Raw genomic sequence first — 24650 nt, forward strand, 5'->3', positions numbered from 1 at the left:
TTTTTTTCAGTAGACCCATTCTCTCTATTTCTATCTTATCACAATAAATATACATGCTATTTACTAGCTACTCAATTTCTTTTCTTAAATTCTATTTTAGTCTCTTTGCGTTAGTATGATGTAAACTTAACTAAAAGGATCAAGAATGAAAAAAATCATTGGAATACTTGTTACAGCGTTTTTTATAGCAGGACTTATGAGTACTAATGCGCTTGCAGACGCTGCTAAGGGTCAGAAATACTATCTTAAATATATGAAGAACGATTCTGGCTTGAATGGTGCTAAATTTGCTTCACAGCACACACAAGCAGAGTGGAAAGCTCTCTTTGATGGCAAAGCAGAAAAATTTGTTGCTGAGTACTCTAAAAAGTATCCAGGGCTAGATGCATTTCTAAAAGGCGATAAATTTGAGAAATTTATGCCAGATATTAAAGATTTTTGTATTGAATTTGCAAGCGATAGTGGCAACGTTCCATCCTGCTAAATTTCTTCCTAAATAAATGCATACTTTTCAGGTAAAGTCAATTTTATCTGAAAAGCTTTTCTATAAGTTAAATTAAAATTACTAAATATAACACTATTCTTCAGTTAAAAGCCTCTATAATTTAGATTAGTCCTTAAAAGTAAAAATAAATTTTACTTATTTTGCCTCAAACCTCTTTTTTTAAATTAAAATTTATTTTACTTTTGTTATGATGACTCCATATCTAAAATTTGAAAAGGAGAAATGATGAAAAAAGTCTTAGGTTTACTTGTTTCAGCTTTCTTGGTTGTGGGCATTATGAGTACATCTGCTTTTGCAGATGCGGCAAAAGGACAAAAGTACTATCTTAAATACATGAAAGATGGTTCAGGATTGAATGGCGCAAAATTCGCAGCACAGCATACACAAGCGGAGTGGAAAGCTCTTTTTGATGGCAAAGCAGAAAAATTTGTTGCAGAGTACTCTAAAAAGTATTCTGGGTTAGATGCATTTTTGAAAGGCGATAAATTTGAGAAATTTATGCCAGACATTAGAGATTTCTGTATTGAGTTTGCGAGCGATAGCGGCAACGTTCCGTCTTGCTAGAATTGTTAAATAATTATTACTTAGAAAAGGTAAAAAAAAGATGAAGAAAATCATCGCTCCGCTGCTCCTTGGAGCAGCATTATCGTCAGCATTTGGTGCTGATGATTCTTTAAAGCAGGAAATAGAAGCACTCAAGGTGCAAATGGCAGAGCTCAAAAGTGCTCAATCAAAACTTAATGTAGATGCATTAAGAGCGCAAGTTAATGAAATTAAAGCACACGATTCAGGTGATAATGTTAAGTTTAATATTGATTTTAGAACATCCTATGATGCTCTTGAGTACAAACTTAATGGGGTAAAAAATCCATCTAATGGTTATACTGCAGGAGATCAAAAAAATGGTATTTGGGCGAATAAACTTATTCTTGGAATGAGCGCACAACCTGCAGATAATTTGGTTTTCAAAGGTGCTTTGGGTGCTTATAAAATGTTTGGTAATAACAGTGCAACAGGGGCCAATCCTTTTCAGAATATGGATTGGTACTCTTCTGAAACGCCGGACGATTCAACAATTAGGCTAAAAGAAGCATATTTCCTTTATTTTGGAGATATTGGTGATGTCCCATATACTGCTTCATTTGGGCGTCGTCCTTCTGTTGATGGTTTCTTGACTAACCTTAGGGCCGATAATGAAAATCCTGCTTCACCAATTGGTCATAATATCAATATGGAATTTGATGGCGCAAGCTTCAAATTTGACATGGATAAAGTAACAGGAATCGCAGGTATGTACTTTAAACTTTGTTTAGGTCGAGGAAATACAAATGCAGATTCAAAATATGCTGCCTTTGATAACTTCAATGGTACTGTTCCATTACAAAATTTTGGTAATTTAGGTTATGCTCAAACTTCTTTGAATGCACCTAATATGGATTTAGCAGGATTAATTTGGCAGTTGTTCGATAATGGCCAGTATAAAGTAATGACCAATTACTTTAAAGGCTGGAATATGATGGGAGCCAATTTCTCTAATCTAACAGCTACTACAGTTAATACTAACTTAGTTGATGTTGGTGATCTGACAGGTGGTGCATTATCTTTCCAAGTTAATGGTATTGGTGATGGAATCAGTGATTTCTTAGATGATACTATATTCTTTGCTTCGTATGCATTTAGTAAAACAGATCCAAAAGGTACACACGGTGTTTTAACGAATACAGGCATTGTATCTATGAGTGAGATGCTTGGTTCAGCCAATAAAGAGACAGGTACTTCTCTTTATACTGGTGTACAAGTTCCTGGTATTATGAAAGGTCAAAGACTAGGATTAGAATATAACCATGGTAGTAAATACTGGAGAAGCTTTACCTATGGTGAAGACAGTTTGATTGGCTCAAAACTTGCAGCACGTGGCGATGCGTATGAAGTCTACTATACATTACCAATTGTTGGAAAAAATCTGACAGCACAATTGAGTTATGTATATATTAACTATGACTATACTGGTAGTGATATGTTCTTTGATGGAACAACAGGTGGAGCGAATGATGTTAAAACAACTCCAAATGCGGTTGAATCAGCTTCAAATATCCGTGCTTCTTTAAGATACAGATACTAATCTTTATCTTTAATTTTAGAGAGGTCCTATGGCCTCTCTATCTTCTCTTATTGCTATACCTCCTAAAGTCCTAGAAACTATGTGAGCTATAAAAAAATATACTGAAATAATTATCTTCGCTTCGAAAAGCCACTAAAAAGTAAAAATATGTTAGTCTATTGCAAGATCGAATCAAGGAGTAGGCATGCGATATATCATAATAGCGTTAGTGGTGCTTATATTTGCAGGGTGTTCAAAACTAAGCAAAGAAAATTATGACAAAATACAAGTGGGCATGAGCTACGTTCAAGTAAGTGATATTTTAGGGAAAGCAACCAAATGTGACTCGCTTGCTGGAATGAGCGATTGTACATGGGGTGATGAAAAACACTACATCAAAGTGAAGTTAGTTGCCGATAAAGTAATGTTTATGCACTCTGCAGGCATTGAGTAATTAACAAAGGGTTAACATAACGCATCTATAATTTCATACGAAAATTAAGGAGTTATAGATGAATGTTATCCCTAGAAATATATTAAGTGCTTTATTAACGGTTATGTTTGCAGTTGTTTCCATTACGGGAGTGATGATGTTTTTTAAAATTCGTATCCTCTCCAGTGAGACACTTCATATTTGGTTAGGCTTTACGTTTGTAACAATTTCTTGTTTGCACTTACTTAAAAATTGGAGTGGTTTTCGCTCATACTTCAAAAAACGCTCAACACTGCTTTCTATCTTGTTGGGATTCCTTGTGATTTTAGCTTTTATCATCCCTCCATTGGTAAATCCTGTAGAAAAAGGTCTCAATCCAAAAGGGGCCGTCATTGGAGCAATGATGAACGCATCGCTTTCTAAAGTAGCCGTATTTGTGGATTTAGATGAAGAAATGATGGTCAAAGTCTTGGCCGATAAGCAGATCTTAGCTTCAAGTAAACAATCCGTTTCAGAGATTGCCAAAGCGAATGGTAAAACAAATGATGAGATTTTAAATATTGTCTTTACCGCACCAAAAGTGCAGTAGTTTCAGTCTTTACATGTAAGGAAAAAATCCTTACATGTAAAAGAAGAGAAAGTTTATTTATCCTCTTTTTTTATCGCGTCTTTAGCCCCTTTAACAGCGCCATCCATCATATGTTTTGCTACTTCCCATGCACGAAATCCAAGTTTTTTAGCCTCTTGTGCCACTTGTTTTGCAGTATCACTTTCAAATTCAAATTGTTTGAAAGATTCTACTTTTGCAGAGGCTGTCTTCTCAAATTTATTCACATCTTTTCTGAGGGATTCAAATTTTTTCTCAGCTCTGTCTTTAAACGTTTTTTCAAAAACCGAAGCATCTGCTTTGAGTTGTTCAATGCGCTCACTGATCACCTCTTTGGCATCATTAGCGGCACGCATGATTTTAGCGGTAGAGCTGTTCATCTCCTTGGTCATCTCTTTAATGATACTTGCAGAAATTCCTTCGCTCTGAGAAGCAAGCACTTCTAAAAGAGTGATAAACTGCTCATCCATGCGTAAAAGCTCTTTACGAAGCTCAGAAAGGTCAGTCTCTAAAAGACCTTCCATAGATTCCGTTGGAGCGTATTTGAGATCGTTTTTAAATTTATCAATGGCTTTGGTAATTCCTTCGCGAACACCGTTAATAGAGCCATCTAAAATATCTTTTGCATGTCCTAAGTCTTCATCGGCAATATCAATACTGGCCGAAATGATCGTATTTGAAATATCGATGATACGCTGTTTTGTTAAGTCACCCTCTGAAATGGTTTGAAAACTGAGATTTTTTGTGATTTCATGAATGGTATCTGTGACGTCTGTTCCATTTTCAAGGGTAGTGAGTAGTGCCTCTTGGGTAGTCTCTTTCAAAATCCCTAACATTTCAATACCACGGAGCTTTGCATCATGTAATGCACTTAACGCACTCTCTTTTGTCTCTGGTTGCATTTGTGAAATATGCGCTTCAAGGACATTAAATGACTCAGAAATAGTGCTACGAATATGTTGTTTCTGTGCAAAAATACTTTTTTCGAGTTGCTCTTTTTCATAGATGGTTTTGTATAAAAATGCCTCTTTCTCATGACTGGTCGCTTTTAAAAGACCATCAATGACACTGCTAATTGCTCGAGGAGATTTGAGTCCTTCATCGTGTAGTGCTTTGCAATAAAGTTCGAAGAGCTCGCCAATGCGGTTATGAATGTTGGTCTCATCTTTGAGGCGTTGAACTTTTTTACGGGAGAGTTCAAAGGTGAGTTCACTGATCAGTTTGAGGAGTTCAGGATGACCTTTGTTCTCTTTGAGTGTGGCTAAAAAAATAGTGTATGTTGATTCCATGGTTGACCTCTTTTACAGTACAAATTTTATATGTTGATGCGATTTGAGCATATGAAAAAGCATTTTACGATCATCAGCATTATGGACAAGCACACTCAGCGTGTAACTTACATAATTGCCTTTAGCACTATTTTGAGATTTGCGAACCTCATGGATGCGCTCTTCCAAAATTTCCTGCACTAGTGTGGTGACATTGTGCTCAGTGCTTAAAACGAGTTTGTACTCCCAATGACATGGGTAATCAAGCTGAAGTTCGGGTGTAGTTTCCACTTTTTCCTCCACTTTTAGATTCTAATTGTATGCTATTGATAACCATTGATTTATCAATCGCTTTGGACATATCGTAAATTGTTAAAAGTCCAATACTCACACCTGTGAGCGCTTCCATCTCCACCCCTGTCTGTCCGGTGAGTTTAGCGGTAACAGTTAGTTTAAATCCAGGAAGTTTTGGAAGCTCTTCAACATCACAATTCACAGAAGTGAGCATCAAAGGGTGACACATAGGAATGAGATCACTCGTACGTTTTGTTCCAAGAATTGCCGCGATGACTGCTGTTTGAAGCACAGGCCCTTTTTTAGTTTGCTGTGAAATAATCATATCAAATGCGACTTGACTCATTGTGATAGTACCGCTTGCTACGGCAACTCTAAAACTTTCGCTCTTATCACTGACATCAACCATTTTTGGTCGATCTTTTTCGTCTAAATGGGTTAGTTTCATCCGCCCCTCTTTATTTTTGTAACTATTATAACACCATTTCTCTTAAGAGAGTGCGTGATAAGAGTGTGTCATTTTTTCTCATTCTTGGTAAAAACAAGCGTCTCTCTGCTTAGAAATCTTGATTTTATGCTACAATGATTTTGTAAAGTCATTCAATGTTATCTTAAGGTTAGCGAAAGTTACGGGCAAAAGCTAACGTGAATGATCCAAAAATGAGGAGTACGGTAAATGAATATTTACGTGGGCAATGTAAAGTATGAGATGACGGGAGATCAACTTCAAGAGATGTTCTCAGCGTATGGTGAAGTATCAAGTGCAAGAATCATCAGTGATAGAGAGACTGGAAGATCAAAAGGTTTCGGTTTTGTTGAAATGCCAAATGATTCAGAAGCATTAGCTGCTATCGAAGCAACAAATGAAAAAGAGATCGGTGGAAGAACTTTAAAAGTTAATGAAGCTAGACCTCGTGAAGAGCGTCCAAGAAGATCTCCAAGAGATTTCAACTAACGCTTACATGTAAAGAAACCCCACATGAAAGTGTGGGTTTCTTTACCGTTTTTTATCGTGAAAGCGCAAAACCTATACCGATACGATTGGTTCGTTTATCGTAGTCAATAAGGCTTTCTGCATAACCGCTATAAAGTTGTATGTATCCAAATAAATTCTCTTCCCACAATGGAAATGTCCAATCAAATTGCACAGCACCTCTGTTATTTTCGGACTGAAGATTGTCTCTTAGTAGCATTTTAAACGTCTGCTTTTTCCATGGATAAATCAGCTCAAGATCGGCAGAACCAAGATAATCATCTATATTAGGATTGTCATCGGTATTACTGCTTTCAGGAATACGGTACCAAATACGAGGAGCAATGACTAAGCCACCTGCTTGGAAAAAAGTCTTTGCATACAAGCGGTTCCATGAGCGGGATTTACCTTCACCTTGTCCATTAGACTCATGTAAAATACCAAATTGATACGCTTTAATAAAACTATCTTTATCAAAATGTGGCATAATCACAAAAAGTTCTGGCTGATAGTTTGTCTCACGAAATGGTGCTGAATCCGATGCTGTCTGCCACCACGATGTTTGTGTATACGCGGCAACAATGGTTTCATGCAGGCCAAAAAGATTGTCAACAAGAGCTTTTTGGAAACTTACTTGAAATTTTGTCTCTTGATGATCTCTCTTGTCATGCGTAACATTATCATAGGTATATGGCAAGAGATAGTTCATCTTGTAAGGTGCAATATCAAAAGTGTGCGTCACCATTTGTTGAACGGAACTTTTTGTCTCTTCATCATCATTGTAAGAATCCAAAAATGAACTATACACAGCTTCTGTGCGCTCAACTTTTTGTAGTTGTTGTACTAGGCTACTCTCAAGTGTTTTATTACGTGTCTCTTTCGCTTCAAAACTTAAAATAGCGGCTTGTTTGTACCATATTAATGCGCGGTCATCATCGTGTTGCGCATCATAGTGTTTTGCTAATTCATAGGCTGCCTTAGCATCACCCTGCGTTGCTCTTTTCTCAAGATCACTTGTATCTATAGCACAAAGTGTGAGAGGAATTTGTGCTAGAATAGCGCACAAAAGTAATTTTTTCACGGGTTACCTTTCAAAAGATCAAATTATAACGAAATCTCGGTGGATATAAAAATGAATCGTGTACAAAAAGGAAACATTGCAGGTATTGTTGCCATCTTACTCTGGGCAACATTAGCACTTTTTACCGTGTTTACCAATCGCATTCCTCCCTTTGAATTGACATTTATTGCCTTTAGTATTGCTTTTAGCATTGGACTTTTTTTGTGGATCAAAGAGGGTCGAGGTATTTTAGTCCATCTTCAGCTACCGTGGAAAGTCTGGTTCGTAGGGATTTATGGTCTTTTTGGCTACCATTTTTTCTACTTTTTAGCGCTTAAAAGCGCACCTGCGTTGGAAGCCAATCTTATTAATTATCTTTGGCCTCTGCTTATCGTACTCTTAAGTGCTTGGTTACCTAATGAAAAATTACGATGGTTTCATATCGTAGGGGCACTTTTAGGTTTTTTCGGAGCATTAGTCTTAATAGGCTTTGGCAAAGAAATTGCTTTTTCTTCTCAGTATACACAAGGTTATATGTATGCACTGGTGTGTGCGTTTATTTGGAGCAGTTACTCTGTTCTCTCACGCTATTTTGGCTCTGTGCCTACACTCTCTGTTGGTGGATTTTGTGGAGCAAGCGCACTGTTTTCACTCGTTGCGCATCTACTGTTTGAGCAGACTTACATCCCTGATTTAGAGGAGTTACTTGCTGCCATTGGGCTTGGACTTGGCCCTGTAGGCGTGGCATTTTTTGTTTGGGATTATGGGATGAAACAAGGCGATATTAAATTTATCGGCTCGCTCTCGTATGCAACGCCACTTCTTTCAACCTTGATGCTTGTTTTGTTTGGACGATCGTCTCCAAACAGTGCCATTTGGTTGGCATGTTCTCTGATCGTCCTAGGATCCATTATCTCATCGCTCCCTTTTTTTAAAGGGCTATGGCAAAAAATTAGTACTCATAATCGACCACTTTAGAGACGGCATTCAGCGATTTGATGAAAGTAACCACTTCAACATGGATGGGATGCGTTGCATACGTTTGTAAGTCTTCTTTCGTTTCAAAATCACTCACAAGCGCAACATCAAATGCTCTCTCTTCCGTACAAAAATTGATACCTACTTCAAGATGTTTCACAAAATCTAGCTTACCTTGCATACTCATAATGCGATCTTTCACAGCTTGCTTATTGGCTTCAGAATTATCAGGTAGTTTAAAAAATACAATATGTTTAACCATCTTTTCTCCTTAATGTTTGATACATTATAGCAAATCTGTATGCTAAAAAGATGATGTTCTTGAGTGTGACATTTAACACTAATTTAACACTTTGAGAATAAACTCAATACTATTTTCCAAAAAGGAGTTAGGTATGCAAAAAAGTCTATGGGCGCTCTTCTTCACAATCGTTTTAGCATTGGGATTACACGCAGAAGAATTTAATAAGATGGCAACGGGTGAGCCAGAGTTGATTCAAAAAGGAGAGGCTAAAGCGTATTGTCCTATGTGTGGTATGAATATAAACCATAACTATAAAACTTCACATGGTGTCTATCTTAAAGATGGTACGGCAAAACAGTACTGTTCTATTCGTTGTCTTGCAGCAGATTTTCCTCTCATTGAATCACATATTTCTAAAATTGTGGTCACCGATGCAAAAAGTGAAAAATTGATTGATGCAAAGAGTGCGTTTTATGTCGTAGGTTCAAAAGTACCTGGTACGATGAGCATGGTCAGTAAACTTGCATTTGAAAAAGAGGCAGATGCTAAGGCATTTGCCGTTGAAAATGGTGGTGAAGTGAGTACATTTGATGTGGCATTTGCTAAAGCAAAAGCTTCTTTAGCGGATGATGCGGATGAATTTACGAAAAGAAAGCAAAAGGGTATGTACCCAATGGGTGAGAAAATTTACCATGCTGGATGTCAAAAAGAGAAAATTAATCTCCATGCTTTTAAAACCATTGGCGAACTAAAAGCGAATATTAAAAAAACGGCTGTTTGTGGCGAGCTTGGGGATAAAGAGCTTCAATCGGTTTCATTGTATGTATGGGAAGTTTTACGCGCTGAAGAACATCCTGAACATAAAACAACCATGAATGTTCAAAAAGATGAAAAATGTCCTGTATGTGGTATGTTTGCGTATAAATATCCAAAATGGGCTGCACGTATAAGTTATAACGAAAATGGCAAAACCGTCAATCATGCATTTGATGGTCCAAAAGATATGTTGAAGTTTTATCTCAATCCTGCAAAATGGGGAAACTACACAAAACACAATGATACCGAGATTACGGTGTTAGTCAGTGATTATTACACAGGTGCGGTCATTGATGGTAAAAAAGCATTTTATGTGATTGGCAGTGATGCGAATGGCCCGATGGGCAAAGAGTTCATTCCATTTTCAACCCTTAAAAGTGCACAAACATTTATGAAAGACCATAAGGGTTTACAGATTGTAGAATTTTCTAAAATTGATGAACCTTTGGTGTATGCGCAGGATAAATAACGACTCTTGTTCTTGGTGGCTTGCGCCTTTAAAAAATATATTCTAAGGCTACCTACGCTACCACGTTAAGATTATTTAGTGTTGGTAGCGTGCAATAAAGCTTCTGCGTATTCGTGAGGGTGGTTGAGGTTTAAGAAGGGTTCGTCGTCTTCAAACGCAATATATTTTGTATGGCTTTGGTCGAGGAGTAAGCGGATTTTATGTTCATTGTGAGAAAGTTGTTCGCGAATTTTTTCGGCAATAGAGGGCGCATAAAGTGCGCAGAGTTGATGTGAGGAACAAGGCGATGTTGCAATAATCGCATCATCTCCCTCTTCAAAATTTTCATAAAGTTTTTGAAAAATTTCTGGTGTGACAAAAGGTGTATCGACACTGAGGACACACACAGGTGTTTTCAAATGTTCTAAAATAGAAAGTAGGGCAACCAGCGGTGAGTGCTCTTTGTAGCTAGTTGTATCTTCGATAAAAGAGGACTCAAAACCAAATTTTGCGCTATTTTTTGCGCTTACATGTAAACTGGAAAAATAGGGTTTGAGTCTGTGTAGTTGGAACTCGGTCAAAGTTTTAAAATCGCCAAAGGGAAGCAATGCTTTGTCGCTTCCCATGCGCGAACTTTTCCCGCCAGCAATGATGACTAAAGGTAGCGGGATAAAAGGCATTAGAGAGATCTAGGATCAGTGATTTTGCCCATAACAGCACTCGCAGCGGCTACGGCTGAGTTGGCAAGGTAGATTTCGCTTGTACGTGCTCCCATGCGTCCTACAAAGTTACGATTGGTTGTGGAAACACAACGCTCACCTTCGCCCAAAATTCCCATATAACCGCCTAAACAAGCACCACAGGTTGGATTACTAAAGACCGCACCTGCTTCAACAAAGATATCAACCAAGCCCTCTTTTTGCGCTTGCAATGAAATTTTTTGTGTTGCTGGAGTGATGATAAGGCGTGTTTTACGTGCCACTTTACGACCTTTTAAGATGCTTGCCGCAATACGAAGATCTTCCAAGCGTCCATTGGTACAACTGCCGATAAAGACTTGATCGATGCTCAAATCATCTTTGACGGCTTCATTGATCGATTTACCATTGGATGGTAAAAACGGATAAGCAACCACGGGTTCAAGATTGGCGACATCGATATTCAAGACTTGAACATACGAAGCATCCGCATCGGAGTAGAAGAATTTTGGCTCGCGCGCAAGCTTTTTGTCGCTTAAAAATGCTTTTGTTGTGTCATCAACTGCAACGATACCGCTTTTTGCACCCGCTTCAATCGCCATATTGCACAGTGAGAAACGATCGTCCATGCTCAAATAACCAATGGTGTCACCTGTAAATTCAAGCGTGCGGTACAATGCGCCATCCACACCTAAAATACGAATGACTTCAAGGATCAAATCTTTTCCGTAAACATGTTTTTTAGGTTTTCCACTAAAGACGACTTTGATGGACTCAGGTACTTTAAACCAGTTCTCGCCTGTAATCATTGCAAACGCTAAGTCCGTTGAACCCATACCAGTAGCAAATGCACCAAGAGCGCCATGTGTACAGGTGTGTGAATCCGCACCGATAATAACATCCCCTGGAACAATAAGACCTTTTTCAGGTAAAAGTGCATGTTCAATGCCCATGTCTTTTTCATCAAAATAGTGTTTAAGGTCATGTTTATAGGCAAATTCACGGCTGATCTTCGCTTGGTTTGCACTGGCGATATCTTTGGCAGGAATGTAGTGGTCCATCACGATGCTAAAGCCATCAGGGTTTGCAAGTTTTGTCGCACCGCTTTGCTCAAATGCTCTGATCGAGATAGGTGTGGTAATGTCATTGCCGATAACCATATCGATCTTACTTTTAATAATCTCGCCCGCTTTTACAGCGTGACCCACGTGGTCGCTAAAAATCTTTTCAGTGATGGTTTGTCCCATGGTCTGCCTTTTGTTTACATGTAAAATATGCGTATTTTAGCGAAAAAAGGTTTAAGAAAAAAAAAGAGGGAAAAGAGCTACCTCAAAAGGTAACTCTTGGATGTAGTTTTGGTGTGAGAATAACGGTTATTTACCGCAGCCACAACCACCGCCACCGCATGAGCCTGACTCATCATTTTTAGAAGTGTCGATGTTAAAAGGAAGGTATGCTGGGCAGAAACGAAAAAGTGCTGTTGCTAAAAGTACGATGCCGATAAGTCCCAACCAACTGTTAAAAATAACGCCTACAATAATTATGGCAATACCCGCGATAGCACGAAGTGATTTATCTGTTTTTCCTACATTGCATTTCATCTCAAGCTCCTATTTTGATTTTGGTTATTATAAAACAAAAAACCTTTAATTGTCAGTAACATACGTTACAAAAGTGTTACAAAACTTCAATCTCTTTACGATGCAGCTTCACTAAATTTTGTTTTTCAAGGTCTTTGAGCACGCGACTGATCACCACACGTGATGTTCCAAGTGCTTCTGCGATCTCTTCATGGGTAGCTTGAACGATATGTGTATGATGGGAGTTCAACCACTCTAAAATACGGCTGTCGAGTTTTTTGAATTTGATGTCTTGGATAAGCGTTGCTAGGGCATCTAGCTTGATCGTAAAAAGTGAAAAAACATAGTTGAGGTAAGTAGGGGAACGGTGCATGAGATGTTTTACGACCTCTTCATTTATAAGCCAGCCTTCCACATCACTTAAACTTTGTGCTGTGCCAATGGCAGGTGTTTGGGAAATGGTACTTGAAGTGTTGATGACGCATTGCTCACCTTCTTTGAGCGCATACAGTGGAATTTTTTTATCACTTTCGCCGTACATGTAAAGTTCTATCTCGCCTTTACCAAGCAGTAAAATATCTTTGCAGATATCTTCTTGATAAAAAAGAATGGTATTTTTCGGGATTGAAACGCGTTTTGCATGTTTTTCAAGGTAGCTCAACTCCTCATCATTCAAGGCTTGTACAAATTTAAAATCGTGTAAACTCAACATCCATTGCCTTTACATGTAAGAATGTCATATTGTACACGATTTTGACCCAAAAACGCTCAATCAAAAGTGTTTAATGTGCGATTTGAAGGTTTATGCGAACCCTTTGTAATTGGCTAAAAAGCGTTTGATACCCTCGGTTGCGAAAAGGGCTTCGCTCCACGGCTTGGGGTCGATAATATCAAAGTGCTTCTCTTTTAAAACATAAACAGATGCTTTGATCGGTTCGTCTTTCACCAGAAGCTCCACCTCTTTACGTTCGTAATACTCGCCTTCAAAAGTATCAAGAATGACCATGTCTTCCTCGCTTATATCGTAATAAACGACCCCTTCGACAAGCTCATCGGCTTGGAAGATGACAGGGTATTCATCTTCTTTGACAGAACGTCTGGCGTAACCTTGCAAGGTTGCTTTTTGCGAGAGATAATTTCCTTTGACCAGTCTGTTCCAGACGTCTTCAAACATTAATGATCCATACGTAAAGAGGTGTGTCATGTGCCTGCTCCTTGATGAAAATCATACCATGCTTTGTAACCATTTGACTGCTCAAAAACTATGCAAAGAGGGTATAATAATAAGAAAATCATCGAAGGTTTTTAATGTTTACATGTAAACTATCCAACACGCATGCGGATTTTTGTGCTCTCACCCAAGCGTTGGATGCAGAGCTCAATGCTCGCTATGGAAAAGAGCAATCATTGTATGATAAACACAATGTGATCGATCCTATCGAAACAGCGTTGGTGGGATATGAAGATGGACTGCCTGTGGTATGTGGATGTTTTAAAAAAATTGATGACATAACAGTTGAAATCAAGCGAATGTTTGTCCTGCCCGTCTATCGCAGACGTGGCTTTTCGTCACAGATATTAGGTGAATTAGAAGCGTGGGCAGTGGCGTGTGGTTTTTCACATGCTCAATTAGAAACAGGCAAAGCTCAACCCGAAGCGATTGCGCTTTATACCAAAATAGGTTACGAGGTCATTCCAAACTATGCACCGTATGTAGGGATGGAAAACAGTGTTTGTATGCATAAAGCACTAAGGAGTTAGCATGGTGTATTGTTCCTTTTCATCGCCTGTTGGATTGTTATTGATCTCAGCAGATGATCGTGGCATTTGCGCTTTGGATTTTGACGATAATGGTGAAATCTTTAAAGATTCAAACCAACATATTGAGCTGCTCAAAAAAGAGCTCGAAGCCTATTTTGCAGGCAAACTCAAAACCTTTAGCGTGCCATTGCATCCCAAAGGTACCTTCTTTCAACAGGGTGTGTGGAATGTGCTTCAAAGTATTCCTTATGGTGAAACCATCTCCTACAGCCGTGAGGCAGAACTGCTCAAACACCCCAAAGCTACGCGGGCGGTTGCGAATGCTAATGGTAAAAATAAGATCGCTATTATCATCCCATGTCATCGTGTGATTGCCAAAGATGGCGGGATCGGTGGGTACAGTGGAGGATTATGGCGTAAAGAGTATCTGTTGGCATTGGAGCAAAAATACCGATGAAAGTAGTTTTAGCAATTGACTCTTTCAAAGGATGTGCAAGTTCGCAAGAACTCTCCGCGTGGATAGAAGAGGGCATTAAAGAGGTTTACCAAGAAGCAAGTGTCACTTCGTGTTATATCGCCGATGGTGGCGAGGGAATGCTTGAAGCTCTTATGCAAAATGTCCAAGGAAAAATCGTTACATGTAACGTGCATGACCCATTGATGAATCCCATCAGCGCTCAGTATGGCATTTTGAGAGATGGCACAACCGCTGTCATTGAAATGGCACAAGCGGGCGGACTTCCGCTTGTTCCTAAAGAGAAGCGTAATCCTCTTTTGACCACAACCTTTGGCGTGGGAGAGATGGTTAAAGATGCGATTGCTAAGGGGTGTCGTAAATTTATCGTAGGCATTGGTGGGAGTGCGACCAATGATGCCGCACTTGGCATGATGCAAGCACTTGGGTATCGATTTTTGGATACATCGGACAATGAACTTGGTTTGGGTGGAACGATTTTGGAAAAAGTGCATCATGTGGATGACGTGCAGGTATTGCCAGAGCTTAAAACATGCGAATTTATTGTTGCGTGCGATGTGGATAACGTTATGTATGGATTACATGGTTCAGCGCATATCTATGCAGGGCAAAAGGGTGCAGATGCGGCCATGATCGAACGCCTTGATGCGGGGATGAAGCATTTTACACACGTGCTTAAAAACACGCTTGGAAAAGATGTCGCGATGAACGCAGGCTCCGGTGCGGCGGGTGGCATGGGTGGTGGTATGCAAGCCTTTTTAGATGCTAAACTTCGTTCAGGCATTGATATTATTTTAGATCAGATCGGGTTTGATGCACACCTCAAAGATGCAACACTCGTCATCACAGGAGAAGGGCGCATCGATAAGCAATCTTTAATGGGTAAAGTGCTCAGTGGCGTCTCCAAACGCGCTCAAAAAGCAGGTGTGCCTCTCATCGCTTTAGGTGGCGGCATTGCCGATGAGCTGGAAGAACACGAAGGTGTGGACGCACTTTTTTCGATTATGCGCTACCCCATGAGTTTGGAAGAGGCGATGGAAAAAACAAGAGCTGAAAAACTTGTCAAACAGAGCACGAAAGAGATTTTTCGGCTTATAAAATTGGTAAAAAGAGATAAATGAAACATAGTGAACTTGTTTGTATTAATGACTATTTAAAGCAATACCGTAAAATTTCCTCCATTTACCGTGTGGATGACAGTGTTTTGCGCATTATTTTTGAAGCGGGAGAGCCGTTGTTTGTTGACCTTGGGCGTGGGGATTCGTATATGTTTTTTAAAGAAGACTTTAAACAAGCCAAGCGTTATACTGCTCCATTTGATGTTCTTCTTGCTAAGCGATTTTCTAATGCTAAGATTGAGTCAATGGAAGTGGAAGAGGGCAACCGTATTTGGCGCATTGGGGTGCTTGCGAGTTCGAGTTACAAAGCGATGCGCACAATGTTGCAGTTGGAATTTACGGGACGCAACACCAACGCCATTATCTTAGATGAAAACGAAGTGGTGTTAGAGGCGATGCGACATATTGACTCCAGTGTCTCGTTTCGTAGTGTCAAGGTTAATGAAGTCTTGGAAAAATTACCACCCAAAGAGCTTAAAGAGAAGCCTTTTGGGCTGGGCGGAAGCATTGAAGAATACCTGAAAGCCTCGTATGAAAAACGTTTACATGTAAAGCTTGAAGAGATCAAAAAACAGAAAATCGCTCAGGTGGAAAAAAAGATCACGAAGCTTACCCAAGCGATTGATGCACTCGAAAATGAAGAAGAGTTGATGCTCAAAAGCGAAGAAGCACAAAAAGAGGCGTCATTGGTTTTGGCGCATTTGCACACCAATGCGATCAAGGGTTATCAAGAGAGCGTGACGTTAGTAGATTTTGAAGGTAACGAAGTGACGATTGTGTTACCTCAAGCTCAAACGCCTCAAATGGCAGCCAATATACTGTTTAAAAAGTCGAAGAAACTGCGCCAAAAAGCGCTCTCGGTGCATCGCCAAAAAGAGAATTTAGACGAGAAACGACTCTTTTTAGAGCGCATGGTGGGTGTCATTAACGCGGCACATGATCCTGAAGAGATCCAGATTTTAGTGCCAAAACAGCGCAAATCAAAGCAAAAAGGCGATGAGAGCAATCTCTATGAGACCTTTTTGTTAGAGGGATACCGAATTTTATTGGGTAAAAATGAAAAAGGCAACATCGCCCTCTTGCAAGAGGCGAAAAAGAACGATATATGGTTACATGTAAAAGATATGCCATCCTCTCATGTGATTATTTGCACTGAAAAACAGAATGTCCCTGAGTCGGTTCTCATTTTTGCCGCAAAACTCTGTGTCGAGTTTAGTCTTTCTCAAAAAGGTGGCTATTTGGTCGATTATACCAAACGCAAAAACGTTAAACCTTTTGATGGAGCGAATGTTGCTTATGAAGAGTATCAAACGCTCAAAATATATAAGGAGTAGAGAGTTTGCTGCTTTTTGCAGCCGTCCCAATAGTTCAAAAAGGAGGTAAAAATGCCTGTAGGACCGATTGGAAATGTTATTTATGCCAACCAGATGATACCTGTGCAAGCGGGGAAACAGATGGATTATCTCAATAGCGTTCAAATGCAAAGTGCCATAGCTGAAGCTATGCAAAATGAAAAAGAAGAGGTCGTTGAAGATGTCAGGCCTGCGGAAGAGACTTATAAAATCGATCCTGAGCATGAACATGAGCACCAAAGACGTGAAGAAGAAAATGGCGCGACAGAGGAGCAGATGAAGCAAAAAGAAGAGCTTGCTGAGCACCATGATGCGCCCTCTGAAGAGGAAGTGCCAGCCGTTCACGATGGTCATTTAGACGTTAAAGCTTAGCCTCACCTTGACTTTGCTATGATTGCTTCTTACACATTAACATCATAAAAGAGTTTCTCATGAACTTTAAAGCACTCTACGAGTCGAACAAACAGCGCGTTTTTACAGGTCTGGTGATGATGGCATTTGCCGCCATTGTCGCATTTTTGAACAACAATTTGATTACATGGCTCATAATGGGTGCTATGTATTTGTTTGCTTTTTATGAAGCGATGAACCTCTTTGAAATCAAAGATAACAAACTGTACGTTTATGCTGTTGTATTGTGGCTTGCCGCGTTTATTTACCCAAATCCTGATGATCTTATTTACCTTGCGCTCATCGGCTCTTTGGCTGTGATGTCGTATCTTAAAAAAGTAGATTATAAACTTTTAGCACCATTTTTCTACCCTTCTATTTCGATGTTTTTTATCTATGCGCTTTACCACGACTTTGGTATGTCTGTTCTTATTTGGCTTGTTGTCATTGTGGCACTCACCGATACAGGCGCTTACTTTGTGGGTAAAAGCATTGGTAAAACACCTTTTTCACCAACATCACCCAACAAAACACTCGAAGGCGTTGTCGGAGGTGTGCTGATCGCTACGGTAGCGGGTGCACTTTATGGAACGTTTTTTATCTCGCTGTGGCTTTCTGCTTTAATTGCACTTTTGACATCGGTTGCCTCGGTATTTGGCGATCTTTTTGAGAGTTATCTCAAGCGTGAAGCAGGCGTAAAAGACAGTGGCAACCTTTTCCCAGGGCACGGCGGTATGTTAGATCGCCTGGATGGCTACCTTTTTGGTGCTGTCGTTATGGTCATTTTACTGCGGGGGCTCGCGTAAGTGGTACTCCTTGGCTCAACAGGCTCCATTGGAGTTAATGCACTTATTATCGCCAAGCGTTTTGGCATTATGGTTGAAGCCCTTGTTGCAGGTAAAAATATTGCACTTTTAAATGAGCAAATTAAAGAGCATCATCCCAAATATGTAGCAATCAGTGATGCAAAAGATCGCGCTTTAGTGAACCATACCAATGTTTTTGTTGGTAAAGAGGGCATTTTAGAGCTACTTCAAAAAACACAAAGCTTTTTAGTGGTGAACGCTTTGGTAGGTTTTGTAGGACTCGCTCCTAGCATTGAAGCTTTACGTCTTGGCAAACGCCTTGCCCTTGCCAATAAAGAATCCCTTGTCGTTGCAGGACATCTGCTTGATACTTCTCATATTACACCGATTGACAGTGAGCATTTTGGGCTCTGGTATCTTTTGGGCAATCGCCCTGTGCGCGGTATGACGATTACGGCAAGTGGTGGAGCCTTTCGCGATACACCGTTAAATGAGCTTGCTCAAAAGTCCTTTCAAGATGCACTTAAACATCCTAACTGGAGTATGGGCGCTAAGATTACCATCGATAGTGCAACGATGACCAATAAACTTTTTGAGCTTTTAGAAGCCAAATGGCTTTTTGGAGCTGATATACTGGATGCTATTATCGAGCCAAAGTCGATTATTCACGCCTTTGTCGATTTTCAAGATGGCAGTACCACCGCACATTTAGCCGTTGCCGATATGAAACTTCCTATCGCTTTTGCACTTTTAGGTGAGGTAAAAGAACCGATACTCCCTTCCATTGATTTAGCTTCTATTGGCTCTTTTTCGTTCCAAAAGATTGATGCAGCGCGGTACCCGATTTGGGAGATTAAAGATGACGTACTCGCTCATCCAACACGCGGTGTCGTCATCAATGCTGCCAATGAAGTGGGTATCACTAAATTTTTCAACCAAGAGATTAATATTTTAGAGTTAGCAAAACGTACCATAAAAGCGTATCGACACTTTGAAGATGCAATTCCAAAGAGTTTGGATGAGGTTTTTGAGATCGACCTCGAAGTAAGGCGTTACTGCTTATCGTTTTAGTTTTACATGTAAAGCTAAAAACACAAAAATTTTCCATAAAGAGGTATAAATGTTACATAAAACGGACTACAATTTTAGGCTAAGAGATAGCATTATTGGGTTGCAGTTTTTATTTGTTGCCTTTGGCGCATTGGTCTTAGTACCCATTTTAACAGGGCTTGATCCTAACGTTGCGCTTTTTACAGCAGGGTTTGGAACGCTTCTGTTTCAACTTACTACGCGTGAGCAGATTCCTCCAATTTTCTTGGCGTCTTCGTTTTCGTTCATTGCACCGATTATTTACGGACTTAAAACGTGGGGACTTGCAGGCACCATGTGCGGTCTTGCAGCAGCAGGACTTTTTTACTTTTTTCTCAGTGTTCTCGTACGTATCAAAGGTTCAGACTTCCTTCACAAGATTTTTCCAGCAGTGGTCGTAGGCCCTGTCATTATGACGATTGGCTTGATTCTCTCACCTGTAGCGGTCAATATGGCGATGGGAAAAACAGGCGATGGTGCGATTGTTTTAGTGCCTTTAAATCAAGCCATGATGGTTTCGATGTCAGCACTGATTGTCACGCTTTTAGTCGCACTTTTAGGTAAAGGTGTTCTTAAATTATTGCCGATTTTATGTGGTATTATCGCAGGGTATAGCGTCTCTTTAGTGTTAGGGATTGTCAGTTTTGACTCAGTCGCGAAAGCGGCATGGTTTGCGATACCAAATTTTGTGACACCTGAGTGGAATCTTGAAGCGATCATCTATATTTTACCGATTGCCATTGCACCAGCGGTGGAGCATGTGGGTGGCATTTTAACCATCAGCAATGTAACGAAAACCGATTATCTTAAAAAGCCAGGTTTGAAAACCACACTTCTAGGTGATGCGATTGCTACGACTGCGGCATCGATGCTAGGCGGTCCTCCAAATACAACCTATTCTGAAGTGACAGGTGCCGTTACGATTACCAAAGCGTATAACCCTGCCATTATGACATGGGCGGCTATTTTTGCCATTGTGTTAGCGTTTGTTGGTAAACTGGGCGGTCTTTTGGCAACCATTCCCGTTCCTGTTATGGGCGGAATTTTACTGCTTCTTTTTGGCATTATCGCTTCGATTGGTTTAGGCACAATGGTAAGAGAAAAAGTCGATATGAACGATCCTCGCAATATGATCATCGTCTCAATGGTTCTTGTTTTAGCCATTGGTGGTATGGTGGTTGATATGGGTGGCGTTGCGTTTAGTGGTATTGGTTTAGGTGCGATTGTAGGTATTGTGCTCAATTTAGTATTGCCTAAAGGGCATCATATCAGTGAGCAGTAAGTAAGGAAGTTAGATGGAAATGATTGAAAAGTTGGTAGCAACCCTTTCAGGTATTGTTTGGGGTGCTCCCATGCTGGTTTTATTGGTAGGTACAGGTCTTTATTTGACAATTATTTTAAAAGGAATGCAATTTTGGGCATTGCCTCATGCGATGAAGCTCATTTTTCACAAAGAGCATGATGGCGAAGGTGAAATCAGTCACTTTGCGGCACTTATGACAGCACTTGCGGCAACGGTGGGCATTGGTAACATTGTAGGCGTGGCTACTGCGATTACCCTTGGTGGACCTGGCGCTGTTTTTTGGATGTGGATGACAGGCCTTGTGGGTATGGCAACGAAATACTCTGAGGCTGTTTTAGCCGTAAAATACCGTCAACGTGGGCACCACCATGGTTTTAAAGGTGGGCCGATGTACTACCTCACTTACGGGCTTAATATGCCAAAATTGGGTATGGCATTTGCTATTTTTACCGCCATTGCAGCGTTTGGTATTGGCAATATGACCCAAGCAAATGCAGTCGCGCAGATTTTAAGCAGTGAAATGGCTATTCCAACATGGGTTACAGGTGTTGTACTTTTGACCTTAACGGCAGTGGTTATTTTAGGAGGCATTAAATCTATTGGTAACTTTACCTCATTTCTAGTACCTTTTATGATTGTGGCATATGTCTCTGTTTCTTTGGTTATTTTAGCAATGAATCTTGATAAATTAGGGGACGCATTTAGTCTCATCTTCTACCATGCGTTCAATCCTATCGCCGCAGGTGGTGGATTTGTAGGCGCTACGATGGCAGCTGCCATTCGCTATGGTGTGGCACGTGGTGTTTTCTCCAACGAATCAGGTCTAGGTTCTGCTCCTATTGCCGCCGCCGCCGCTAAAACAAATGATCCTGTGCGTCAAGCATTGGTGAGTATGACCCAAACATTTATTGATACTTTAGTTGTCTGTACGATGACAGCATTGATTATATTGATCTCTCCCTTTTGGCAACAGGGGATAAGTCCAAGTGCCTTGACCATGCAGAGTTTTCAATTGTATCTAGGCTCTTTTGGTGGGGTTGTTGTGATTATTTCAACCGTATTGTTTGCTTATTCAACAATTTTGGGATGGAGTTATTACGGTGAAAAAGCGTTTGAATATATTTTTGGTGAGCGATTTATTCGCTTGTATCGCGTTTTATTTATTGCAGGTGTGATGGTCGGTTCGATGTTGAAGCTCGAATTTGTATGGAATTTTTCAGACCTCACCAATGGTTTGATGGCGATTCCAAACCTGATAGCGCTTCTGCTTCTCTCCCGCGTCATTTCATCTGAAAGTAAGCGCTACTTTGAGAGCCTCAAGTAAGGAAAAAAAAGAGTATGTTTCGCCTCTCCTTTGCATTTGCCGCTATAGCGGTGTTATCACTCATTAATTTTTACAGTTACAAGCGCTTTTTAAAGCGCTTGGACATTTTTTGCAAGATTCAAGGCGTGATCAAATGGCTGATGATTCTCATGAACCTTTGCGAAATATTTTACTTTGCTGTCTTGCGTTTGGACAATCTTGATCCGATTTTATACCTGCTCTTTTCTGCGATGATCGGTGTTTCGTTTATGCTTTTTTGTGTAGCGCTTGTGTACGATCTGTTTCATATTCCTTATGCCAAAATTCCCCATGACTACTCCAGGCGTCTGTTTATCAAAATGGTTTTTGATGTCACGATGCTGATTTTGGCGTTTTCGTACATTGCTAAAGGCTTCCTCAATGGGATGAAAGCGCCTCGTATCAAAGAGGTCGATATTTTTATTGGCGGGTTAGCATCGGAGTTGAGTGTGGTTCAGATTACCGATTTGCACATCGGTAAAACCCTTGGGAAAGACTTTATGGACGCTGTGGTGCAGCAGATCAATGCGCTGGATGCCGACATAGTCGTGATTACAGGCGATTTGGTCGATATGCCTGTGAATCAAATTGGCGATAAACTAGATGCTTTGAGAGCCATAGAAAGCCGTTTAGGCGTGTACTATGTACCAGGGAATCATGAGTATTTTTACGGGGTCAACACGATTATGGAGCATGTTCGCTCTTTGGGCGTACACGTGCTTGACAATCGTTCTATGGTCATCAACCATACGATCAACCTTGTAGGTGTGATGGATATGATGGGTAAACGTTTCGATTTTGAGCCACCCGATCTTGCCAAAGCGCTTTTACATGTAAAGCCAGAATTGCCGACGATTTTGCTTTCCCATCAACCAAAATTTGTTAATGAGGTGAAAGATGAAAAGATTGATCTCATCCTAAGCGGTCACACGCATGGTGGACAGATTTTTCCTTTTGGTCTTTTGGTGTTGCTCGATCAGCCTTATCTTAGTGGACTGTATCAGCACTCAGCGCAAACGCAAGTATTTGTCAGCAATGGAGCAGGTTATTGGGGGCCAGCAGTGCGCATTATGGCACCAAGCGAAATTGTCAAAATACATCTCAAACCTAAAGTCAAAGCATGAAATCGTTTGCAGCACTTCTCTGTTTAGCCCTTTTTTTAGGTGGGTGCAGTGTCAAGCAAGATACTTTGCAGGTCACACCCGATAAAGTTCAACAACTTACATCTGAGCTAACCAATTTAGGACACGATATAGACTATCAAGAAGCGCGTATGCTTGCTTATGAAGCACTGTTGTATCCGCAAATCTTAGTAGAGCGTTACGGGTTGGTTTATCCACCCACATTTCATAACTTTTTGATTAATACGGGGTTGAAAGAGCGAGGGCTTTGTTACCAGTGGAGCGAAGATATGATCACACACCTCAAAGGGCTTAAATACCAAAGTTTTGATCTACGTTGGGGGGTGGCGAACAAGGGCGAATTTGATGAACACAACTCTGTCGTGGTTGTTGCCAAAGGAGCACCGTTTCGTACAGGTGTTTTGATCGATCCATGGCGTAATTCGGGCACGCTTTATTGGGCAAAATTGGGAGATGATCCTGAGTATAAATGGGTGGAAAATGTTGAGAGAAGTCGCTACTATGGGACAGTTGAACGTTAGACTTTTTTCAATGGACTATGAGCAAAGTTTATGCGTCTTGCGCTATTTTTTGTAAAATAATGCGAATGACGCTTGCTCGCCCTACGTGCTTATCCCCTTCATTCAGAACAACAACCTCTTGCGCTAGTTTGTGTATCTTGCAAGGCAGGAGCTTGACGATGTCAAGAATGTCATTTAAATCATAGAGTAAAGCACTGTTTTTGGGTCCACCACTACTAAAGTGGATTTGACTTTCACTAAAAAGCTCTGCAATAAAATACCCATTGGGATTGAGTGCTTCAAGTGCTTTTTTAAAAAGCATTTTTTGGTTTTGTTTAGGCAGATGCAAGTACGTGCAAATAACAGCATCGTAGAGCTGTTCAGGTTCCCAATACTCAAAGAGTGTGTGGCGTGTTTTAATAAAAACGTAACGCTCTTTCGCGCGTCTTCGAAGCTTTTGTAGTGCCACATCTGAGATATCAAGGGCTTCGACTTCAAGGCCTTTATCTGCAAGATAGATTGCGTTGCGCCCTTCGCCTTCTGCTAAACACAACACCTTTTTAGCGGTTAAAAGCAGTTCGGTATTGTCTTTGATAAAATTGTTCGGTGCTTCCCCATAGATGAAATTTTTTGTTTGAAATTTTTCATTCCAAAATGCTTGCATCTGCTACCTTCATTTTTTCTCAATTTTTATTGTAACACAATTTAAATCAATGACATCCTTTTTAAATTGCGTTAAAATCTTCTCATTTAAGCCAAGGAGTAAAAATGAAATATCCTACTTTTTTTGATACAACTGAAACCATTACGCTCTATGATCCTCTTTCTGAAGTTTTGGGCGCATTTGAGGATGGCCTGATAATCTTTAGCTACCAAGATGTGGTCAAAAGTGCAGGACACAGTTGCCCTACAATGGCAGGCGCTTATCTGATGGCAAGAGAAGGACTTAAGGCACTTTATCCTCAAGGCATACCAGAACGAGGAGCTGTTGAAGTTTTTTTCAAAGAGGCGCAAACGGAAGGTACAACAGGGGTTATTGCCAATGCCTTTTCACTCATCACAGGTGCTACTGATACTTGGGGATTTAAGGGGTTAGCAGGACACTATGTGCGTAAAAGTTTAATGCATTTTAGTGCCGATATTCCTTTACATGTAAGAATAATGCGTCTTGATACAAAAGCGTTTGTGGACGTTGCTTATAATCCCAATAGTATTGCAATGGACCCTTCCATGCAGCCTTTGATGCAAAAGTTATTTACAGGAGTACTCAATGCGGAAGAAAAAGCGACATTTTCGGGCATGTGGCAGGTGAGGGTAGCCCAAATTTTAGAAAATTTTGATAAAGTTATAGTTATCAAATAAACTCA

The 24650-nt window shown here is 40.2% G+C and carries 31 protein-coding genes; 20 read left to right on the plus strand and 11 right to left on the minus strand.

Annotated elements, in window-relative coordinates:
* Positions 1 to 145: 145 nt before the first annotated feature.
* The 5 genes from SAR02S_RS07550 to SAR02S_RS07570 all read left to right on the plus strand — a co-directional run bounded on the left by SAR02S_RS07550 (position 146) and on the right by SAR02S_RS07570 (position 3628).
* Entirely contained in the window at positions 146 to 484 is a 339-nt protein-coding gene (locus tag SAR02S_RS07550; protein ID WP_041958463.1) for a hypothetical protein, read from the plus strand.
* Between the two features lie 246 nt (positions 485 to 730).
* On the plus strand, positions 731 to 1069 hold the full coding sequence (locus tag SAR02S_RS07555; RefSeq protein WP_052433565.1) for a hypothetical protein: 339 nt from the start codon (positions 731 to 733) through the stop codon (positions 1067 to 1069).
* A gap of 40 nt (positions 1070 to 1109) precedes the next feature.
* Complete coding sequence (locus tag SAR02S_RS07560; protein ID WP_041958467.1) at positions 1110 to 2627, plus strand: DUF3373 family protein; 1518 nt, start codon at positions 1110 to 1112, stop codon at positions 2625 to 2627.
* A 184-nt stretch (positions 2628 to 2811) separates the two neighbouring features.
* Positions 2812 to 3060: a lipoprotein gene (locus SAR02S_RS07565; RefSeq protein ID WP_041958469.1), complete on the plus strand. Its 249-nt coding sequence runs from the start codon at positions 2812 to 2814 to the stop codon at positions 3058 to 3060.
* Positions 3061 to 3118: 58 nt separating this feature from the next.
* Positions 3119 to 3628 (plus strand): DUF4405 domain-containing protein, encoded by a 510-nt coding sequence (locus SAR02S_RS07570; RefSeq protein ID WP_041958471.1) that lies wholly within the window; start codon positions 3119 to 3121, stop codon positions 3626 to 3628.
* A 53-nt stretch (positions 3629 to 3681) separates the two neighbouring features.
* Here SAR02S_RS07570 and SAR02S_RS07575 read toward each other — a convergent pair whose 3' ends face one another.
* The 3 genes from SAR02S_RS07575 to moaC are packed head-to-tail and all read right to left on the minus strand — an operon-like array spanning position 3682 to position 5656.
* Positions 3682 to 4935 (minus strand): DUF6781 family protein, encoded by a 1254-nt coding sequence (locus SAR02S_RS07575; protein ID WP_041958473.1) that lies wholly within the window; start codon positions 4933 to 4935, stop codon positions 3682 to 3684.
* Positions 4936 to 4947: 12 nt separating this feature from the next.
* Positions 4948 to 5205: an HP0495 family protein gene (locus SAR02S_RS07580; RefSeq protein ID WP_052433566.1), complete on the minus strand. Its 258-nt coding sequence runs from the start codon at positions 5203 to 5205 to the stop codon at positions 4948 to 4950.
* Positions 5177 to 5656, minus strand: coding sequence for a cyclic pyranopterin monophosphate synthase MoaC (gene moaC / locus SAR02S_RS07585; protein ID WP_041958477.1), 480 nt, complete (start codon positions 5654 to 5656; stop codon positions 5177 to 5179). Before moaC ends, SAR02S_RS07580 begins: the two co-directional genes overlap by 29 nt.
* Positions 5657 to 5884: 228 nt before the next feature.
* Between moaC and rbp the strand changes: the two genes are divergently transcribed.
* Positions 5885 to 6163: an RNA-binding regulator gene (gene rbp, locus SAR02S_RS07590; protein WP_041958479.1), complete on the plus strand. Its 279-nt coding sequence runs from the start codon at positions 5885 to 5887 to the stop codon at positions 6161 to 6163.
* Between the two features lie 52 nt (positions 6164 to 6215).
* On the opposite strand, the gene SAR02S_RS07595 is transcribed toward rbp, so the two are convergent.
* The gene (locus SAR02S_RS07595; RefSeq protein ID WP_052433567.1) at positions 6216 to 7262 is read right to left on the minus strand and encodes a phospholipase A; all 1047 of its coding nucleotides are present in this window, start codon (positions 7260 to 7262) and stop codon (positions 6216 to 6218) included.
* A 51-nt stretch (positions 7263 to 7313) separates the two neighbouring features.
* Between SAR02S_RS07595 and yddG the strand changes: the two genes are divergently transcribed.
* Positions 7314 to 8219, plus strand: a complete 906-nt coding sequence (yddG, locus tag SAR02S_RS07600; protein ID WP_041958481.1) for an aromatic amino acid exporter YddG — start codon at positions 7314 to 7316, stop codon at positions 8217 to 8219.
* On the opposite strand, the gene SAR02S_RS07605 is transcribed toward yddG, so the two are convergent.
* Positions 8194 to 8481, minus strand: coding sequence for a Dabb family protein (locus tag SAR02S_RS07605; RefSeq protein WP_041958482.1), 288 nt, complete (start codon positions 8479 to 8481; stop codon positions 8194 to 8196). The genes yddG and SAR02S_RS07605 overlap by 26 nt on opposite strands.
* A 133-nt stretch (positions 8482 to 8614) precedes the next feature.
* On the opposite strand from SAR02S_RS07605, the gene SAR02S_RS07610 reads away from it, so the two are divergent.
* Complete coding sequence (locus SAR02S_RS07610) at positions 8615 to 9748, plus strand: nitrous oxide reductase accessory protein NosL (protein WP_041958484.1); 1134 nt, start codon at positions 8615 to 8617, stop codon at positions 9746 to 9748.
* A 71-nt stretch (positions 9749 to 9819) separates the two neighbouring features.
* Here the strand turns inward: SAR02S_RS07610 and mobA are convergent, their stop codons facing one another.
* The 5 genes from mobA to SAR02S_RS07635 all read right to left on the minus strand — a co-directional run bounded on the left by mobA (position 9820) and on the right by SAR02S_RS07635 (position 13209).
* Complete coding sequence (mobA, locus tag SAR02S_RS07615) at positions 9820 to 10407, minus strand: molybdenum cofactor guanylyltransferase (RefSeq protein WP_041958486.1); 588 nt, start codon at positions 10405 to 10407, stop codon at positions 9820 to 9822.
* Positions 10407 to 11672, minus strand: a complete 1266-nt coding sequence (gene leuC, locus SAR02S_RS07620) for a 3-isopropylmalate dehydratase large subunit (protein ID WP_041958488.1) — start codon at positions 11670 to 11672, stop codon at positions 10407 to 10409. The genes mobA and leuC overlap by 1 nt, the downstream gene beginning before the upstream one ends.
* Positions 11673 to 11798: 126 nt before the next feature.
* A complete protein-coding gene (locus SAR02S_RS07625) occupies positions 11799 to 12026 on the minus strand; it encodes a YgaP family membrane protein (protein WP_041958489.1) in 228 nt (75 codons plus the stop codon).
* A gap of 76 nt (positions 12027 to 12102) precedes the next feature.
* Positions 12103 to 12717, minus strand: coding sequence for a Crp/Fnr family transcriptional regulator (locus SAR02S_RS07630; protein ID WP_041958491.1), 615 nt, complete (start codon positions 12715 to 12717; stop codon positions 12103 to 12105).
* A gap of 90 nt (positions 12718 to 12807) precedes the next feature.
* Positions 12808 to 13209, minus strand: coding sequence for a gamma-glutamylcyclotransferase family protein (locus SAR02S_RS07635; protein ID WP_041958493.1), 402 nt, complete (start codon positions 13207 to 13209; stop codon positions 12808 to 12810).
* Between the two features lie 104 nt (positions 13210 to 13313).
* On the opposite strand from SAR02S_RS07635, the gene SAR02S_RS07640 reads away from it, so the two are divergent.
* Genes SAR02S_RS07640 through SAR02S_RS07690 form a run of 11 tightly spaced genes read left to right on the plus strand, consistent with a single transcriptional unit; the run spans position 13314 to position 23304 of the window.
* The gene (locus SAR02S_RS07640) at positions 13314 to 13766 is read left to right on the plus strand and encodes a GNAT family N-acetyltransferase (protein ID WP_041958495.1); all 453 of its coding nucleotides are present in this window, start codon (positions 13314 to 13316) and stop codon (positions 13764 to 13766) included.
* Position 13767: 1 nt separating this feature from the next.
* Positions 13768 to 14223 carry a methylated-DNA--[protein]-cysteine S-methyltransferase gene (locus tag SAR02S_RS07645; RefSeq protein WP_041958497.1) on the plus strand — a complete coding sequence of 152 codons (456 nt, stop codon included), beginning with the start codon at positions 13768 to 13770 and terminating at the stop codon, positions 14221 to 14223.
* Entirely contained in the window at positions 14220 to 15362 is a 1143-nt protein-coding gene (locus SAR02S_RS07650) for a glycerate kinase family protein (protein ID WP_041958499.1), read from the plus strand. The genes SAR02S_RS07645 and SAR02S_RS07650 overlap by 4 nt, the downstream gene beginning before the upstream one ends.
* Positions 15359 to 16693: an NFACT RNA binding domain-containing protein gene (locus SAR02S_RS07655; protein ID WP_041958501.1), complete on the plus strand. Its 1335-nt coding sequence runs from the start codon at positions 15359 to 15361 to the stop codon at positions 16691 to 16693. Before SAR02S_RS07650 ends, SAR02S_RS07655 begins: the two co-directional genes overlap by 4 nt.
* 51 nt (positions 16694 to 16744) lie before the next feature.
* Positions 16745 to 17083, plus strand: coding sequence for a hypothetical protein (locus tag SAR02S_RS07660; protein WP_041958503.1), 339 nt, complete (start codon positions 16745 to 16747; stop codon positions 17081 to 17083).
* A 59-nt stretch (positions 17084 to 17142) separates the two neighbouring features.
* On the plus strand, positions 17143 to 17907 hold the full coding sequence (locus SAR02S_RS07665) for a phosphatidate cytidylyltransferase (protein ID WP_041958505.1): 765 nt from the start codon (positions 17143 to 17145) through the stop codon (positions 17905 to 17907).
* Positions 17908 to 18978, plus strand: a complete 1071-nt coding sequence (gene dxr, locus SAR02S_RS07670; protein WP_041958507.1) for a 1-deoxy-D-xylulose-5-phosphate reductoisomerase — start codon at positions 17908 to 17910, stop codon at positions 18976 to 18978. It begins immediately after the preceding gene.
* 49 nt (positions 18979 to 19027) lie between these two features.
* Positions 19028 to 20278 (plus strand): uracil-xanthine permease family protein, encoded by a 1251-nt coding sequence (locus tag SAR02S_RS07675; RefSeq protein WP_041958509.1) that lies wholly within the window; start codon positions 19028 to 19030, stop codon positions 20276 to 20278.
* A gap of 13 nt (positions 20279 to 20291) precedes the next feature.
* Positions 20292 to 21623: an alanine/glycine:cation symporter family protein gene (locus SAR02S_RS07680; RefSeq protein WP_041958511.1), complete on the plus strand. Its 1332-nt coding sequence runs from the start codon at positions 20292 to 20294 to the stop codon at positions 21621 to 21623.
* Positions 21624 to 21637: 14 nt separating this feature from the next.
* The gene (locus tag SAR02S_RS07685) at positions 21638 to 22765 is read left to right on the plus strand and encodes a metallophosphoesterase (protein ID WP_041958513.1); all 1128 of its coding nucleotides are present in this window, start codon (positions 21638 to 21640) and stop codon (positions 22763 to 22765) included.
* Positions 22762 to 23304: a hypothetical protein gene (locus SAR02S_RS07690; protein ID WP_041958515.1), complete on the plus strand. Its 543-nt coding sequence runs from the start codon at positions 22762 to 22764 to the stop codon at positions 23302 to 23304. Before SAR02S_RS07685 ends, SAR02S_RS07690 begins: the two co-directional genes overlap by 4 nt.
* A 28-nt stretch (positions 23305 to 23332) precedes the next feature.
* Here SAR02S_RS07690 and SAR02S_RS07695 read toward each other — a convergent pair whose 3' ends face one another.
* Positions 23333 to 23947: a class I SAM-dependent methyltransferase gene (locus tag SAR02S_RS07695; RefSeq protein ID WP_041958517.1), complete on the minus strand. Its 615-nt coding sequence runs from the start codon at positions 23945 to 23947 to the stop codon at positions 23333 to 23335.
* A 104-nt stretch (positions 23948 to 24051) separates the two neighbouring features.
* Here SAR02S_RS07695 and SAR02S_RS07700 point away from each other — a divergent pair, with 104 nt between their 5' ends.
* A complete protein-coding gene (locus tag SAR02S_RS07700) occupies positions 24052 to 24645 on the plus strand; it encodes a hypothetical protein (RefSeq protein WP_041958519.1) in 594 nt (197 codons plus the stop codon).
* The last annotated feature ends 5 nt before the right edge of the window (positions 24646 to 24650 follow it).

The sequence above is a fragment of the Sulfurospirillum arsenophilum NBRC 109478 genome, from assembly GCF_000813345.1.
GTDB lineage: Bacteria > Campylobacterota > Campylobacteria > Campylobacterales > Sulfurospirillaceae > Sulfurospirillum > Sulfurospirillum arsenophilum.